The following is a 16,324-nucleotide window of genomic DNA, read 5'->3' as shown; positions in this document are numbered from 1 at the left end:
TGCGCCGTATAGTGCGCGCCATTGCCCAGGTGGTGAAATTGGTAGACACGCCAGCTTCAGGTGCTGGTGACCTTACGGTCGTGGAAGTTCGAGTCTTCTCCTGGGCACCAATTTCGAATACAAAAACCCGCTCATTGAGCGGGTTTTTTCGTTTCAGGCCTTGAATTGGCCAAGGCTTGCTTTCAATTGCGCAGCCAACCCGTCCAACACCTGGCTGCTGGCCGTGGTTTCCATCACCGCCTGCGCCGAGCGCTCAGCCTGCGAGTGGATCACCTCCACACGGCTCTTGACCGCATGTGCGCCCTCGGCCTGATGCTCGGCTGCCCGGGTGGCCAATCCGATAGCGGCGTGAATCTCCTGCACCGACGCTTGAACCGTCTGCTGCAAGCGGGCGCTGTCGCGCAATACCAGTAGCCCCTCACTGGCCTGCTTGCCAGCCTGGCCGATGGCGCTTACGGCTTCCTTCGCCCCCGCCTGCAAGGCGACGATATGGGCCTGGATATCGCCGGTGGAGCTTTGCGTCTTGCTCGCCAAAGCCCGCACCTCGTCAGCCACCACCGCAAACCCGCGCCCGGTTTCCCCCGCTCGCGCCGCTTCGATGGCAGCGTTCAGGGCCAATAGGTTGGTTTGCTCGGCGATCCCATGGATGACCTCCAACACCACCTCGATCTGCTGGCTCTGGTCGGCCAGCCGCTCGATCACCCGTGAGCCGGTCTGAACCTGCCCGGCCAGTGCCTCGATCAAGGTGCCGACCTGATTGGAGGCCTTGGTGGTTTCGTCGGTAGCCTGCCGGATTTCAGCGACCTGAGCCAACGCCGCTCGCATAGCCTGGCTTTCGGCCTGGGCTTCGTCGGCCATGGTAGAAAGCGCATCCAGGCTCGCTGCCACTTCGTCTCGCTGGCGAGCCGCCGCCTGGCCGGCACCGGCGCTGCGCTGGGCCATGGCATTGATTTCCACACCGGTGCGCTGGGCAACCTCGCCGGCTTCTCGCACGATGGGCTGGAGCTTGTCGATGAAGCGGTTGACCGAACCTGCCATCTCGCCGATTTCGTCATGGCTATCGATGCTGACTCGGCGGGTGAGATCGCCCTCCCCGGCAGCCAGGTCATTCAGCGCCACGATCAGCAAGCGCAACTTGCTCAATACTCGCCGGCCCAGCACCACCGCTACCACCAGCAACACCAGAATACCGACTACGGCCAGCCCCAATCCGATACGCCAGCGCAGCGTTTCGGCAGCCGCCGAAACCGCGCTGTGTGTGTTGGCCTGCATGGACTCAGCGGCGCCCTGGGCCGCCTGCAATCGGTCACGCAGCACTTTGCCGCTTTGCGCGGCGGCGCCAGAAACACTTTCGCCTACCAAACGATCGCTGCTGGAGATCAGCGTGCTGAAGCGTTGATCGAGCGCCGCCAGCTGGGCATCCACCGAAGCGGTCGACACCGCCATACGTATTTTGCCGATCTCTACACCGTTAGGGTTGATCGACTGCTCGGTGTAATACACCCCGGGGTCCTTGGGGGCGGCACTCAGCGCTTTGTCCATCGCCCGCTCACCCTCACCGCTATTGACCAATCGCTGCACGATCGGGTTGTCTCGGTTCAGGTAACGGGTAAGGTGCTCACCTTGCGCATCGTCGTACACCACGAACAGCACATCAGGGTTGCGCTGTGCGCGGCGGGCGAATTCAGAAAGGGTTGGGATGTCGTTGTCCCAGATCGCCCTGGGCGCCACCGAGGCCAACAGCAGCGCCATATCATTGGCGGAGTCCTTAAGGTTTTGCTCAAGGGTCTCTCGCAGTTTCTGCTGCTCATCGTGGAGGCGGCTGGTAAGCCCGGCAGCCAGCGTTTTGCGAGTAGAGGCCGACAGCTCATCGAGGCCGCTGGTCACTTCGCGGCTGGCGCTGTCGAGTTCACCGCTCAACCGCTGGCTGTCAGCGCTCATGCGTTGCCCTAGATCCTGCTCCAGAGCCCCTACCGTGCTCCGGGTCAGCGCAACGGCCACGATTACCTGCACTAAAAGTGCAAGCCCCAAAGCAATGAAGACGGGTAGCAGCAAGCGGCTGCGCAACAACGAGAGAACGGCCGACACGGTAAGATCCTCTGCTCGCACGCCATCAATATAATGGCTTTCTTGTTCAGAGTTTCTATACAGCAAACGCCGTGCCGTTGCAGCTGATTTGGCGCCAAAAAACAAAGGGCCCCGTGAGGGCCCTTTGTGCAACCACAAGCTTATCGCGGCAAACCTGAAGGCCAAGCCAGCCCGCTTTGGCCGCCGGCCTGCCGCTTGAAGCGGCCGCGCCTTAGTTGAAGGGGTGGCGCAGCACGATGGTTTCGTCGCGGTCAGGGCCGGTAGAAATGATGTCTATCGGTGCACCTACCAGCTCTTCCAGGCGTTTGATGTAGGCCACGGCGTTGGCAGGCAGCGCGTCCAGCGACTTGGCCCCGACGGTGTTCTCGCTCCAGCCCGGCATTTCTTCATAGACCGGCACCAGGCCAACGTAGCTGTCGGCATCGGTCGGGGCTTCGATCACATCGCCAGCCTCGTTCTTGTAGCCGACGCAAATGCGGATGGTTTCCAGGCCGTCCAGCACGTCCAGCTTGGTCAGGCACAGGCCCGAGATGCTGTTGATTTCGATGGCACGGCGCAGGATGATCGCATCGAACCAGCCGCAACGGCGTGCGCGCCCGGTGGTGGCGCCGAACTCATGCCCGCGCTTGGCCAGGTAGGCGCCGGTGTCGTCGAACAGCTCGGTCGGGAACGGCCCGGAGCCGACGCGGGTGGTGTAAGCCTTGGTGATACCGAGGATGTAGTCCAGGTACATCGGGCCAAAACCCGAGCCGGTCGAGATGCCCCCAGCGGTGGTGTTGGAGCTGGTCACGAACGGGTAGGTACCGTGGTCGATGTCCAGCAGCGAGCCCTGCGCACCTTCGAACATGATGTCCTTGCCGGCTTTGCGCAGGCCGTGCAGTTCGGCGGTAACGTCCTGCATCATCGGCTCGAGCTCGTCGGCATAGGCCATGCACTGATCGAGCGTGGCCTGGAAGTCGATCGGCTCTTCCTTGTAGTAATTGACCAGCACGAAGTTGTGGTAGTCCAGCAGTTCACCGAGCTTGGCAGCGAAGCGCTCACGGTGGAACAGGTCGCCGACGCGAAGGCCACGACGCGCGACCTTGTCTTCGTAGGCAGGCCCGATCCCCCGGCCGGTGGTGCCGATCTTGTGCTCGCCACGAGCCTTCTCACGTGCCTGGTCCAGAGCAACGTGGTACTGCAGGATCAACGGGCAGGCTGGGCTGATACGCAGCCGCTCGCGCACCGGCACACCTTTTTCTTCCAGCTTGGTGATCTCGCGCAGCAACGCATCGGGGGCGACCACCACGCCGTTGCCGATCAGGCACTTCACGCCTTCGCGCAGGATCCCGGAAGGGATCAGGTGCAGAACGGTCTTCTCGCCCTTGATCACCAGGGTATGGCCAGCGTTGTGCCCCCCTTGGTAGCGCACCACGGCGGCAGCATGTTCGGTCAGCAGATCGACGATCTTGCCTTTGCCCTCATCACCCCACTGGGTGCCCAGGACGACGACATTCTTACCCATAACACTTGTCCTCATTCGCGCAAACGGTTGCCGGCGTGGCCGGCGGAAAACTTTCGATCAAAGGGCGGCGGTCTGCCATTGCCCATCCTGCAAAACCAACTGGCGGTCGCAACCGGCCTCGTTCGCCGCACTCAGCGGCTGCCCAGGCAAGGCCTGAACCACACGCTGGCCTTGTTCGCGCAGGCGGCGCACCGCCTGCCACAAGGCCGCGTCACCCGCTTCAGGCGCCCAGATACCGCCCACCGGCAACGCCACCTCGGCATTGCCCAGGGTTACCAGTGTGCGCAGGTCGGTAGAAAACCCGGTCGCCGGGCGCGCCCTGCCAAAATCAGCGCCAATATCGTCGTAACGGCCGCCTTGAGCGATGGAGCCGCCAGCGCTGGGGACGAACGCGGCGAATACCACGCCGGTGTGGTAGTGATAGCCGCGCAGCTCGCCCAGGTCGAAATACAGGGGCAGCTCGGGGAAGCGTGCGGCCAGGCGCTCGGCGATGTCGAGCAACTCATCGAGCGCGGCCAATACCGGCCCCGGTGCACGTGCCAGCACCTGGCGGGCTTCGCCCAGCACTTCGCGCCCACCGCACAGGCCCACCAGGGCCCGCAGCATGGTCGCCAGTTCCGCAGGCAGGCGAGCGGTCAGTTCTGTCACTTCATCGAGGGCCTTGCGTTGCAGGGCATCGAACAGCAGCTGCTCGGCATCACCGGATAACCCGGCAGCCCGAGCCAGGCCGCGATAGATGCCCACATGGCCCAGGTCCATGTGGATATCCGGCACCTGCCACAGCTCCAGCATGGCCAGCATCAAGCTGATGACTTCGACATCACTGCTGGTGCTGGCGTCTCCATAGAGCTCGGCACCCAGCTGAATCGGGCTACGAGAGGTGGAAAGCGCTCGCGGCTTGGCGTGCAGCACGCTACCGGCATAGCACAGCCGGCTAGGGCCTTTGCGCCGCAGCGCGTGGGCGTCGATGCGTGCAACCTGCGGTGTGATATCGGCACGAAAGCCCATCTGCCGGCCGGAGAGTGGGTCTACTACCTTGAACGTGCGCAGGTCGAGGTCGTCGGAGGCGGCGCTTAGCAGCGACTCCAGGTACTCGATATGGGGAGTGACGACGAATTCATAGCCCCAGTTCTGAAACAGGTCCAGCACCTTGCGGCGCGCGATCTCGATACGCGCAGCCTCAGGTGGCAGAATTTCTTCGATCCCATCCGGCAGTAGCCAGCGATCTACCGTTGCCATGACGCCAATCCCCTTGTTACGGGTGGCCAGCGCTGAGCCTGGCCCTTACGGAAGCAGACGCAGGCCACGGCCCCCGGGCAGCTTTACGGCCGCCAGGCCCTGAGCCTGCATCCTCGATTGTTCATGGGTTTAGGCGGCCTCGAGGAGCACGCAAACCCGCAGACGCAAAAAAGCCGGGAATTTCCCGGCTGCCGCATCATACACACGTTTTGCCCAACGGGCACCCCGCCAGGCGGCCTGGCCGCCGGGCGGGTGCTCGTATCAGGGCTTGGCCTTTTCCATGTAGCGGAAGAATTCGCTCTTCGGATCGAGGACCAATACGTCGCTTTTGCTGGTGAAGCTGTCGCGGTAGGCCTGCAGGCTGCGGTAGAAACCGTAGAACTCTGGGTCTTGCGAGTAAGCCTTGGAGTAGATCGCGGCCGCTTGGGCATCGCCGTCACCACGCACTTCCTCCGACTCACGATAGGCTTCGGCAAGCAGCACACGGCGCTGGCGGTCGGCATCTGCACGAATACCTTCGGCCAACTCGTTGCCCTTGGCGCGGTGCTCGCGCGCTTCGCGTTCACGCTCGGTGCTCATCCGCTCGAACACACTGCGGTTCACTTCCTTGGGCAGGTCGATGGCCTTGACGCGCACGTCCAGCACCTCAATGCCAAGTTCGGGGCCGGCCATGCGGTTGAGCGACTGGGTGATGTCGTTCATCAGCGCATCACGCTCGCCGGAAACCACCTCATGCAGCGTGCGCTTGCCGAACTGGTCACGCAGCCCAGACTCCAGACGGCGCGCAAGGCGCTCGTCGGCGATCTGCTTCATGCCGGAGGTGGCCGTATAGAAACGCTCGGCATCCTTGACCCGCCACTTGGCATAGGCGTCGACCATTACGGCCTTCTTCTCAAGGGTCAGGAAACGTTGAGTCGGGGCGTCGAGGGTCATCAGCCGGGCGTCGAACTTGCGCACCTGATTGATCACCGGCATCTTCACATGCAGGCCCGGTTCAACGTTCGGTTGCACCACGCGGCCGAACTGCAGCAACACGGCGCGCTCGGTTTCCTGAACGATATAGAAGCTGTTCCAGGCCACGATCGCCAGCACGACGGCGACGACCAGGCCGATTATGGATTTATTGCCCATCAGCGGCTCTCCCGGGTACGCAGATCACGCTGCTGTTGCTGGTCGGCGGCAGCACGCGCCGCGGCATCGGCCGCATTGCTCGTAGCCTGGCTTGGGGACGAAGAGGACGGCGCCCGCGACTTTTCGATCATCTTGTCGAGGGGCAGATAGAGCAAGTTCTGCCCCTTGTCGCCATTGACCATGACCTTACTGGTGTTGCTGTAGACCTCCTGCATCGTCTCCAGATAGAGGCGCTCACGGGTGACGTCTGGTGCCTTGCGATATTCGCCCAGCAGCTTGCTGAAACGGTCGGCCTCACCCTTGGCCCGGGCAACCACTTCGTCACGGTAGCCGTTGGCGTCTTCGATGATGCGCTGCGCCTGGCCGCGCGCCTCGGGCACAACGCCGTTGGCGTAGGTTTCGGCCTGGTTGCGGGAGCGTTGTTCGTCTTCGCGAGCACGGATCACATCGTCGAAGGCTTCCTGTACCTCGCGCGGTGCAGCTGCGCTTTGCACGTTAACCTGCGTCACGGTGATACCGGTGCGGTAGGTGTCGAGGAATTTCTGCAAGCGCTCCTTGATTTCGCCGGCCATCTGCTCACGGCCTTCGGTGAGCACCTGGTCCATCGCGGTGGAACCCACCACATGGCGCAAGGCGCTGTCGGTAGCGTGCTGCAGGCTGACTTCAGGCTGATCGACGTTAAGCACGAAGTCGCGCAAGTTGGTGATGCGATACTGAACGGTCAGAGGCACTTCGACGATGTTCTCGTCTTCGGTGAGCATCTGGCCCTGTTTGCTGTACGCCCGTTCGCGCGTGACGTTTTCCATGTACTTGCGATCGAACGGCGGGAAGTAGATGTGCAGGCCCGCGCCTTCGGTTTCGTAGTACTTGCCCAGACGCAGGATGACGGCCTGCTCCTGTTCGTCAACGACATAGATGGCGCTGTACAGCCAGATGGCGGCAAGAACCGCCAGGCCAATGCCGAGCAGGCCGAAACCGCCACCACTGGATGAACCACCGCTGCCGCTGCCGCCGCTGCGTTTTTTTCCACCGCCGAACAGGCCGTTCAGGCTGTCCTGCAATTTGCGGAAGGCTTCGTCCAGGTCCGGCGGCCCCTTGCGATCACCGCCGCCGCCATTGTTGCCACGGCGGCCGCCCCAAGGGTCCTGGTTGTTCGAATTGCCACCCGGCTCATTCCAAGCCATAGCGCTCTCCATCTGATAAAGCAAAGACGCACCCGCTGGCGCGTCGGCCAATGCTACAGAATGCCCATGCCGCTCACCAAATGGCGGCGAAAAGCTTTTATTGCAAAGTGTGTTGCTCTACGAAGGCGTCGGGCTCCATCCCCTCGCGGCTGACAAGACGGTTGAGCTCGGCTCGCGGAATACGCACCGCCAACAGGCTCTGGCCCGTTTCGTCGTGCTCTTCGCCCTGCACGGCACCGATGGCGAAAAATTGCGCACGCAAACGCCCCAACTGCTGAGGCAAGCGTAGCGTAGCGACGAACAGGTCTTCGGCAAGCAATTCGGCGATGGCCTGCTCCAGCAGCTCAAGGCCCTTGCTGTCTTGCGCCGACAGCCAGACCCGCTGCGGCTTGCCGTCTTCGCCCCGTTGAATCTGCGGCTCGACATTTTCAAGGAGGTCGACCTTGTTGTAGACCTCCAAGATTGGCAAATCCTTGGCGCCGATTTCACCCAGGACCGCCAGCACTTGCTCGATCTGGGCCTGGCGCTCAGGCTCGTGGGCATCGATCACATGCAGGAGCAAGTCAGAATTGCTCGACTCCTCCAGCGTGGCGCGAAACGCCTCGACGAGCTTGTGCGGCAGGTGGCGGATAAAACCTACGGTGTCGGCCAGCACGATCGGGCCCAGGTCGGCCAACTCGAGCCGGCGCAGCGTAGGGTCGAGGGTGGCGAACAGCTGGTCGGCGGCATACACGTGGGCCTGGGTGACGGCATTGAACAGCGTGGATTTGCCAGCGTTGGTATAGCCGACCAGCGACACCGAAGGAATATCGGCACGGCGACGGCCGCGACGGGCCTGCTCACGCTGGCTGCGGACCTTCTCGAGGCGCGCCTTGATCTGGCGCAGGCGCACGCGCAGCAGGCGGCGGTCAGTCTCGAGTTGGGTTTCACCCGGCCCGCGCATGCCGATACCGCCTTTCTGCCGCTCAAGGTGGGTCCAGCCGCGGACCAGCCGGGTGCTCATGTGTTCGAGCTGGGCCAGCTCGACCTGCAGCTTGCCTTCGTGGGTGCGGGCGCGCTGGGCGAAGATATCCAGAATCAAGCCAGTGCGGTCGATCACCCGGCACTCGAACGCCCGCTCCAGGTTACGCTCCTGGCTCGGGGTAAGTGTGTGGTTGAAGATGACGAGATCGGCCTTTTCGGCATGGACGAGGTCGTGAAGCTCCTCGACCTTGCCACTGCCGATCAGAAACTTGGCGGTGGGCTGGTGCCGGGCAACGTTGACGAACGCTACCGTTTCGGCACCGGCGGAAGCCGCCAGGTCTTGGAACTCCTGCGGGTCTTCACGCGCCTCAGGGTCTTGACCTTCCAGGTGAACGAGAATGGCTCGTTCACCACCTCCGTGGCGCTCAAAGAACAAAGCAGGCTCCTATGGCAGGATCAGGCGTTGCCTGGCTCGGCGTCGGCGCTGTCCGAATCGCCAGCGCTAGGCAGGCGGATGGGGCGGGATGGCACGACAGTGGAGATTGCATGCTTGTAGACCATCTGGCTGACGGTGTTTTTGAGCAGAATCACGAACTGGTCGAACGATTCGATGGAGCCTTGCAGCTTGATGCCGTTGACGAGATAGATCGAGACACTGACCTTCTCTTTTCTCAATGTGTTCAAGTAAGGGTCTTGTAGCGAATGCCCTTTTGACATGTGCCGCACTCCTTTAAGGATCAATAGTAAAAAACGTCGAAAAAAATGGCGCCTGCCGGCTTTCCCCCAAGGATAGACGGCAATTGCGAAACTCAGCCCAATATGGAGATTGATCCGAGGTATTTCAAGGACTGCGTCAGATTGTCGCAAGCCAGGCTGTCAAGCCAATTCAGGCCCTGCCAGCTGCGCAACCAGGTGAACTGCCGCTTGGCCAGCTGCCGGGTTGCGATGATGCCGCGCTCGCGCATCTGTTCATACGACAGCGCGCCGTCAAGATGTTCCCAGACTTGCCGGTAACCGACTGCACGAATCGAAGGCAGGTCAGGGTTCAGGTCGCCCCGCTCACGCAGCGAAACGACTTCGTCGACGAAGCCATGCTCGAGCATCTGGTCGAAACGCTGGGCAATACGCCGATGCAGCACAGCGCGGTCCTGCGGGGCGATCGCCAGGTGCGCGACAGTATAGGGCAATTGCGCCCCCGATGAGGCGCCTGTTTCGCGACTTTCGGCCAACTGCCTGGCGCGCAGTGCCGTCATGCTCAGGCCACTCACGCGAAACACCTCAAGCGCGCGGATGAGCCGTTGCGGATCATTGGGGTGAATGCGCGCTGCCGACACCGGGTCGATCGCCTCCAATTGCGCGTGCAGGGCGTGCAACCCTTCACTCGCGGCCTCGGCCTCCAGCGCTTGGCGGACTGCTGGGTCGGCACTGGGCATATCGGCCAGGCCTTCGCTGAGCGCCTTGAAGTAGAGCATGGTGCCCCCAACCAGCAGCGGGATCTTGCCGCGCCCGCTGATATCGGCCATCGCCGCCAGCGCATCACGGCGAAACTCCGCCGCGCTGTAGGGCTGGGAGGGGTCGAGAATGTCGACCAGCCGGTGCGGGTGGCGTGCCAGCACCTCGGCCGAAGGCTTGGCGGTGCCGATGTTCATGCCTCGGTAGACCAATGCCGAGTCAACGCTGACAAGCTCACACGGCAGCACCTGGGACAGCTCGATGGCCAGGTCCGTCTTGCCCGACGCCGTCGGCCCCATCAGGAAGATGGCAGGGGGTAGCTGAGCCATCTCAGCGACCGCGCAGGAAGAGTTTGTCGAGATCGTCCAGGCCCATCTGGGTCCAGGTCGGGCGGCCATGGTTGCACTGGCCGCTGCGCTCGGTGATTTCCATATCACGCAGCAAAGCGTTCATCTCCGGCACCGTTAGCCGGCGGTTGGCGCGCACCGAGCCATGGCAGGCCATGGTACCGAGCAGCTCGTTCAGGTGCGCCTGGATACGGTCGCTGCTGCCGTACTCCATCAGGTCGGTGAGCACGTCGAACACCAGCCGGTTGGCCTCTGCCTGGCGCAACAGCGCCGGGATCTGGCGGATCGCCAGGGTCTCGGGGCCAAGCCGCTGCAGCTCGAAGCCCAGGCGCAAGAACCAGGCAGCGTGCTCTTCGGCGCAATCGGCCTCGCGCTGGCTGACGGCGAGCGTTTCGGGCACCAACAGGGGTTGGCCACTCAGGCCCTCGCTGGCCATGGCCACCTTGAGCCGCTCGTAGGTGATGCGCTCATGTGCGGCGTGCATGTCTACCAGCACCAACCCCTGAGCGTTCTCCGCCAGGATGTAGATACCCTTGAGCTGGGCCAGGGCATAGCCCAGCGGTGGGATGTCGCTGTCACTGGGCGGCAGCGACGGCGCCATAGCTGGGGAAGCATTTTCAGGCAGGGGCGCGAAAAAGGTCTTGTAGACCCCCTGCGCTTCGGCCGCTGGAAGCACCTGGCCCGGATTTGGGCGCGGGTTGAAACCGTAGCCACCACCACCACCACCGCCACCGGAGAAGCTCTGCGGGGCTGCCGGGCTGGGCTCCATGAGGTTGGCCGCCAGGCGCATTTCGCCCTGAGGGCCGAACTCGCCAGCCTGGGCGCCAGTGGGGCGCGTCACCTGCGGCTGCACGGGCTCTGCCTGCGCCAGGTGATCCTCGGGGCGTACGTCCGCCAGGGACCGATGCAAAGTGCCATAGAGAAAGTCGTGCACCATGCGCCCATCACGAAACCGCACTTCGTGTTTGGTGGGGTGAACGTTCACATCCACCGCGACTGGGTCGACTTCCAGAAACAGCACGAAGGTGGGATGGCGGCCGTTGAACAGTACGTCACGGTAAGCCTGGCGTACCGCATGAGCGACCAGCTTGTCGCGCACTGCACGGCCGTTGACGAAGAAGTACTGCATGTCGGCCTGGCTGCGGGAAAAGGTCGGCAGGCCCACCCAGCCCCACAACCGCAAGCCATTGCGCTCCACCTCGATAGGCATGGCTTGCTCGAGAAAGCCCGCCCCACAGATGGCACCGACCCGGCGTGCCTGGGCGGCTTCGTCGTTTGCGGCGTGCAAGGCCAGCACGCTCTTGCCGTTGTGGCGCAGGTGGAAGGCCACGTCGAACCGCGCCAGTGCCAGGCGCTTGATCACCTCGTGCAAGTGATCGAATTCGGTCTTCTCGGTCTTGAGGAACTTGCGGCGCGCCGGCGTATTGAAAAAAAGGTCGCACACCTCTACCGAGGTGCCTATCGGGTGGGCAGCAGGCTGCACGCGAGGGGTCATCTCGCGGCCCTCTGTTTCAACCTGCCAGGCCTGCTCGGCCTGGGCAGTGCGCGAGGTCAGCGTGAGCCGTGCCACCGAGCTGATCGAGGCCAGCGCCTCACCACGAAAGCCCATGCTTCTGACGCGCTCGAGGTCTTCGAGGTCGCGAATCTTGCTGGTGGCATGGCGGGCCAGCGCCAGCGGCAAGTCGTCGGCTTCGATGCCTCGGCCGTCGTCGCGTACCCGCAGCAGCTTCACCCCGCCCTGCTCGACGTCTATGTCGATGCGGGTAGCGCCAGAGTCGAGGCTGTTCTCCAGAAGCTCCTTGACCACAGATGCCGGGCGCTCGACCACTTCGCCCGCGGCGATCTGGTTGGCAAGACGGGGGCTGAGCAGCTCGATGCGTCCGCTGTCACTCATCATTGGGCTGCCAGGGTGGTGGTGGGCGGAATAGTGAGCATCTGGCCAACCTTGAGTTCGTCGCTTTTGAGGTTGTTGCTGCTGCGCAGGGTTTCGACCGGCACGTTATAGCGCACCGCCAGCATTGCCAGGCTTTCACCTGGCTCGACACGGTGGTCGCGTGCAGTGGCGGCGATCTTGCCCTGATCCCTCAGCCAGGCGATATAGGTACCCGGCGGCGGGTTCTGCTCGAAGAAGGCCTTGACCCCGGCCCGGATCGAACGCGCCAGAGCCTGCTGGTGGGCCGGGCTCTGCAGCTTGGCCGCCTCGGCCGCGTTGGATATGAAGCCGGTTTCTACAAGGATCGACGGGATATCGGGCGACTTGAGCACCATGAACCCTGCCTGCTCCACGCGGCCTTTGTGCAGCGAAGTCACCCGGCCGATATTGCTCAGCACCTTCTGGCCGACGTTCAGGCTGCTGGTGAGGGTGGCGGTCATGGACAGGTCGAGCAGCACCCCAGCGAGCATACGATCCTTGTCATCCAGGCTGACGTTGCCGGCGCCGCCGATCAAGTCGGAGCGGTTCTCGGTGTCGGCCAGCCATCGCGCGGTCTCGGAGGTGGCCCCCCGGTCCGATAGCGCGAAGACCGAAGCGCCGAACGCTGCAGACGAAGGGGCGGCATCGGCGTGAATCGACACGAACAGGTCGGCGCCCTTCTTGCGGGCGATCTCCGTACGCCCACGCAGCGGTATGAAGTAGTCACCGGAACGGGTCAGCTCGGCGCGAAACCCCTTCTCTTCGTTGATCTGCCGCTGCACCTCGCGGGCGATCTGCAGGGTGATGTCTTTCTCGTGCTGGCCGCGAGCGCCCGAAGCCCCCGGGTCTTCACCGCCATGGCCAGCGTCGATCGCCACGATGATGTCACGCTTGCCGCTCGGCGCCGGCGACAGCTTGATGTCTGGCCGGGCAGGCGTTACCGGCAGCGCCGGAGTGGTTGCCACGGCAGGCGGCGGCGTAGGCGCGCTAGCCTCGGCAGCATCGGCGGCCTGATCGTAGAGGTCGACCACCAGGCGGTTGCCGTACTGCTGGTTGGGCGCGAGCACGAAACTCTTGGGCGTGACGGATTTTTTAAGGTCGACGACCACGCGCAGGTCGTTGGGCGTGCGTTGGGCGGTGCGCACGCTGGTGATGGGCGTGTTGGCAGTGGCAACGTTGATCGGCGCGGCCAGGGTAGCACCGTTGATGTCGATCACCAGGCGATCGGGCGCCGTCAGCGTGAACACGCTGTGCTGGACCGGGCCAGACAGGTCAAAGACCAGGCGGGTGTTATCCGGGGCGCGCCACAGGCGCATGCTCTTGACTTGGGAAACACCCCAGGCCTGGGTCGCGAACGCCGCTATCAGCAGCCCCGCGACCAGTGCGCGAATGCGCATAGTTACCACACCCCTACATGAATTCGGTTGCCAGCTCGGTGGCCCATGCTTCGCCTGCTGGGCTACGAGGCACCAAGTGCAGCGAACGCCCCGGCGTTTGGGCGCTTATGTTAATGACCATGTCGGGTTTTGGCAAAAAGCCTTGGCCTTTTTCCGGCCACTCCACCAGGCACAGGGTTGCGCCTTCGAAATAATCGCGGATACCCATGAACTCAAGCTCTTCAGGGTCGGCCAGGCGATACAGGTCGAAATGGTAAATCCGCACCGGGCCGATCTCGTAGGGCTCCACCAGGGTGAAGGTCGGGCTCTTGACCGGACCTTGGTGGCCAAGCCCGCGGATCATGCCGCGGGAAAGGGTGGTTTTGCCCATGCCAAGGTCGCCATTGAGAAACAGCGTGCCGGCCCCGGCGGTCAGTTGCCCGAGGCGAGCGCCAAAGGCCGCCATGGCCTCTTCGCCTTCAACGAATAGGGTTACTTCTGGCATGGTGCGTACTCTTCAAGCAATTGACGAATCATCGGTATCAAATCGGTTGCCGCCAGCCCCCGGCCCGCATTGCCCAGGGCCTGGCCAGCGCGGGCATGCAACCATACACCCAGGCAGGCAGCATGAAACGGCCCCATGTGCTGAGCCAGCAACGCACCAATCAGCCCGGCCAGCACGTCCCCCAGCCCAGCGGTGGCCATAGCGGGGTGCCCATGGTTGCACAGCGCAAGCCGGCCACCAGGCTCGGCCACCAGGCTCCCTGAGCCCTTGAGTACCGCCACACAGGCATAGCGCTGTGCCAGGGCCTGCACTGCGGCAGGCCGGTCGGCCTGCACCTGGGCGGTTGAGATACCCAGCAGCCTGGCGGCCTCGCCGGGGTGGGGCGTGATTACACTGCCGGCGGGCACTCGCAGCCCACGTTGGGCGAGCAGGTTCAGCGCATCGGCATCCCACACCTGAGGCAGGTTCGCCGAGGCTGCCACCGACAGCAGCCCACGGGCCCAGGCGCCCTGCCCCATGCCGGGCCCGACTACCAGCACCGAGGCGGCCTTGACCAGTGGCAGGAGCTGGTTGGCAGACTCTACCCCAGCTGCCATCACCTCGGGCAACCGCACCAGTGCCGGCCCGACATGCTCAGGGCGGGTCGCCAGGCTGACCATTCCCGCCCCGGCCCGCAGCGCCATTTCGGCACTCATCAGGGTTGCGCCGCCGGTTCCATGATCGCCACCGATGGCCAGCACGCGGCCGAACTGGCCTTTATGGGCCACCGGAGAGCGCGGTGCCAGGCGCCGCAGGTTACCGGCCGCCAGGCGCTGGGCACTGGCAGGCTGGGCGGCAACCAACGCGCTGTCGGCTTGCAGGTCGTCGAACAGCAGATCCCCCGTGCAGGCCAGGCCGTCAGCCGTGAACAGGCCCAGTTTCAGCGCAATGAAGGTGACAGTCAGGTTTGCCTTGACCGCGACGCCCAATACTCGCCCGGTGTCGGCACACAGGCCGGAGGGCAGGTCCACGGCCAGCACCGGCAGCTCGCTGTCGTTGATAGCCTGGATCACGTCTACATAAGGCTCGCGCACATCGCCCTTCAGGCCAGTGCCAAGCAGTGCATCGACCAGCACGCCTTCGAGCGTGGCGTCGGGGTGCCAGCGCTCCATTGGCACACCGTCGGCCTCGGCCTGGGTATAGGCCTGTGCCGCATCCCCCTGCAGCCGCGACGGGTCGCCGACGATCAGCAAGCGGACCTTCCAGCCGGCCCGCTGAGCCAGGCTGGCGATCAGGTAACCGTCGCCTGCGTTGTTGCCCTGCCCGGCCAGCACCGTGATCGGCCGGCTCACCGGCCAGCGCCGGCGCAGCGCACGCCAGGCAGCACCGGCGGCGCGTTGCATCAACTCAAGGCCTGGCGTGCCAGCAGCGATCAGGCGTGCATCGAGGTCGCGGACCTGCTCGGCGGTGTACAGCAGGTCGGGAAGTTCGCAGTGTGTAGGCACCGGGTTTCAACCTTTGGCGGGATGTCTGGCAGAATTATACCTCCGCTCAGCCGATTGCCTGCCCCATGCCCTGCTCTGTCGACGATCTTTCCGAACTGGCTGCTCAGATCAAAGCCTGGGCTCGCGAGCTCGGCTTTCAGCAAGCCGGCATCAGCGGCGTGGAGCTGGGCGAACATCAGGCCCACCTGCAGCGTTGGCTGGAAGCAGGCTACCACGGCGAAATGGACTACATGGCCGCCCACGGCAGCAAGCGCTACCGGCCGGACGAGCTGCTGCCCGGCACTTTGCGAGTGGTTTCACTGCGCATGGACTACCTGCCCGGCGACACCGAGATGGCGCAGCGCCTGGCTCAAGCGGAAAAAGCCTACATTTCACGCTACGCCCTGGGCCGCGACTACCACAAGTTGATCCGCAAGCGCGCCACACAGTTGGCAGAGCGTATACAGCAACACATAGGCCCGTTTGGCTATCGCGCGTTCGTCGACAGCGCCCCGGTGCTGGAAAAGGCCATCGCACAGCAGGCCGGGCTGGGCTGGATCGGCAAGAACACCTTGGTGCTCAATCGCAAGGCGGGCAGTTATTTCTTTCTGGCGGAGTTATTCGTCGACCTGCCGCTGCCGGTAGACGCCCCCCACGCCGGCGAACACTGCGGCCGCTGCAAAGCGTGCCTTGACGTGTGCCCGACCGACGCATTTGCCGGCCCCTATCAGCTGGACGCACGGCGCTGCATCTCTTACCTGACCATCGAGCTGAAGCACGCCATCCCACTGGAGCTGCGCCCGTTGATCGGCAACCGGGTATTCGGCTGTGACGATTGCCAGATCGTCTGCCCCTGGAACCGCTTCGCCCGCCCCTCGGGGGAAACGGACTTCAAGCCCCGCCACGGCCTGGATAACAGCGAGCTGGCGGCCCTGTTTCGCTGGGATGAAGACACCTTTCTCACGCGCACAGAGGGCTCCCCTATCCGTCGGGCCGGCTATGAGCGGTTTTTGCGTAATGTTGCGGTGGGCCTGGGCAATGCGCCTTCGACCGTTGCGGTGCTGGAGGCGTTGAGGGCCCGCCAGCACCATCCTTCCGAACTGGTCCGTGAACACGTCCAGTGGGCCATGGCACGCCATGGCCTGGAGATCGAAGCCTAG

The 16,324-nt window shown here is 63.8% G+C and carries 13 protein-coding genes and 1 tRNA gene; 2 read left to right on the top strand and 12 right to left on the bottom strand.

Annotation, left to right across the window (positions count from 1 at the left end):
* Positions 1–23 precede the first annotated feature (23 nt).
* A tRNA-Leu gene (locus F474_RS21255) sits at positions 24–110 on the top strand.
* 43 nt (positions 111–153) lie between these two features.
* On the opposite strand, the gene F474_RS21250 is transcribed toward F474_RS21255, so the two are convergent.
* The 12 genes from F474_RS21250 to F474_RS21195 all read right to left on the bottom strand — a co-directional run bounded on the left by F474_RS21250 (position 154) and on the right by F474_RS21195 (position 15,185).
* Positions 154–2,088 (bottom strand): methyl-accepting chemotaxis protein, encoded by a 1,935-nt coding sequence (locus tag F474_RS21250; RefSeq protein ID WP_097089507.1) that lies wholly within the window; start codon positions 2,086–2,088, stop codon positions 154–156.
* 211 nt (positions 2,089–2,299) lie between these two features.
* Positions 2,300–3,592 (bottom strand): adenylosuccinate synthase, encoded by a 1,293-nt coding sequence (locus F474_RS21245; protein ID WP_097089509.1) that lies wholly within the window; start codon positions 3,590–3,592, stop codon positions 2,300–2,302.
* Between the two features lie 57 nt (positions 3,593–3,649).
* Positions 3,650–4,831, bottom strand: coding sequence for an ATP phosphoribosyltransferase regulatory subunit (locus tag F474_RS21240; protein ID WP_097089512.1), 1,182 nt, complete (start codon positions 4,829–4,831; stop codon positions 3,650–3,652).
* Positions 4,832–5,092: 261 nt separating this feature from the next.
* Positions 5,093–5,962 carry a protease modulator HflC gene (gene hflC, locus F474_RS21235; protein ID WP_097089515.1) on the bottom strand — a complete coding sequence of 290 codons (870 nt, stop codon included), beginning with the start codon at positions 5,960–5,962 and terminating at the stop codon, positions 5,093–5,095.
* Positions 5,962–7,146, bottom strand: coding sequence for an FtsH protease activity modulator HflK (hflK, locus tag F474_RS21230; protein ID WP_097089518.1), 1,185 nt, complete (start codon positions 7,144–7,146; stop codon positions 5,962–5,964). The genes hflC and hflK overlap by 1 nt, the downstream gene beginning before the upstream one ends.
* Before the next feature lie 97 nt (positions 7,147–7,243).
* Positions 7,244–8,545 carry a ribosome rescue GTPase HflX gene (gene hflX / locus F474_RS21225; protein ID WP_097089520.1) on the bottom strand — a complete coding sequence of 434 codons (1,302 nt, stop codon included), beginning with the start codon at positions 8,543–8,545 and terminating at the stop codon, positions 7,244–7,246.
* Between the two features lie 20 nt (positions 8,546–8,565).
* Complete coding sequence (gene hfq / locus F474_RS21220; RefSeq protein ID WP_097089523.1) at positions 8,566–8,826, bottom strand: RNA chaperone Hfq; 261 nt, start codon at positions 8,824–8,826, stop codon at positions 8,566–8,568.
* 92 nt (positions 8,827–8,918) lie between these two features.
* The gene (miaA, locus tag F474_RS21215; RefSeq protein WP_097089525.1) at positions 8,919–9,890 is read right to left on the bottom strand and encodes a tRNA (adenosine(37)-N6)-dimethylallyltransferase MiaA; all 972 of its coding nucleotides are present in this window, start codon (positions 9,888–9,890) and stop codon (positions 8,919–8,921) included.
* 1 nt (position 9,891) lies between these two features.
* On the bottom strand, positions 9,892–11,802 hold the full coding sequence (gene mutL, locus F474_RS21210; protein ID WP_097089527.1) for a DNA mismatch repair endonuclease MutL: 1,911 nt from the start codon (positions 11,800–11,802) through the stop codon (positions 9,892–9,894).
* Positions 11,802–13,217 (bottom strand): N-acetylmuramoyl-L-alanine amidase, encoded by a 1,416-nt coding sequence (locus F474_RS21205; RefSeq protein ID WP_097089529.1) that lies wholly within the window; start codon positions 13,215–13,217, stop codon positions 11,802–11,804. The genes mutL and F474_RS21205 overlap by 1 nt, the downstream gene beginning before the upstream one ends.
* A 13-nt stretch (positions 13,218–13,230) precedes the next feature.
* A complete protein-coding gene (gene tsaE, locus F474_RS21200) occupies positions 13,231–13,701 on the bottom strand; it encodes a tRNA (adenosine(37)-N6)-threonylcarbamoyltransferase complex ATPase subunit type 1 TsaE (protein WP_097089532.1) in 471 nt (156 codons plus the stop codon).
* Entirely contained in the window at positions 13,689–15,185 is a 1,497-nt protein-coding gene (locus F474_RS21195) for an NAD(P)H-hydrate dehydratase (RefSeq protein WP_097089534.1), read from the bottom strand. The genes tsaE and F474_RS21195 overlap by 13 nt, the downstream gene beginning before the upstream one ends.
* A 65-nt stretch (positions 15,186–15,250) precedes the next feature.
* On the opposite strand from F474_RS21195, the gene queG reads away from it, so the two are divergent.
* Positions 15,251–16,324 carry a tRNA epoxyqueuosine(34) reductase QueG gene (queG, locus tag F474_RS21190; RefSeq protein WP_097089537.1) on the top strand — a complete coding sequence of 358 codons (1,074 nt, stop codon included), beginning with the start codon at positions 15,251–15,253 and terminating at the stop codon, positions 16,322–16,324.

It is taken from the genome of Pseudomonas sp. URIL14HWK12:I12 (assembly GCF_003097135.1).
Lineage (GTDB): Bacteria > Pseudomonadota > Gammaproteobacteria > Pseudomonadales > Pseudomonadaceae > Aquipseudomonas.
This window is presented reverse-complemented; position numbering and strand designations above follow the sequence as displayed.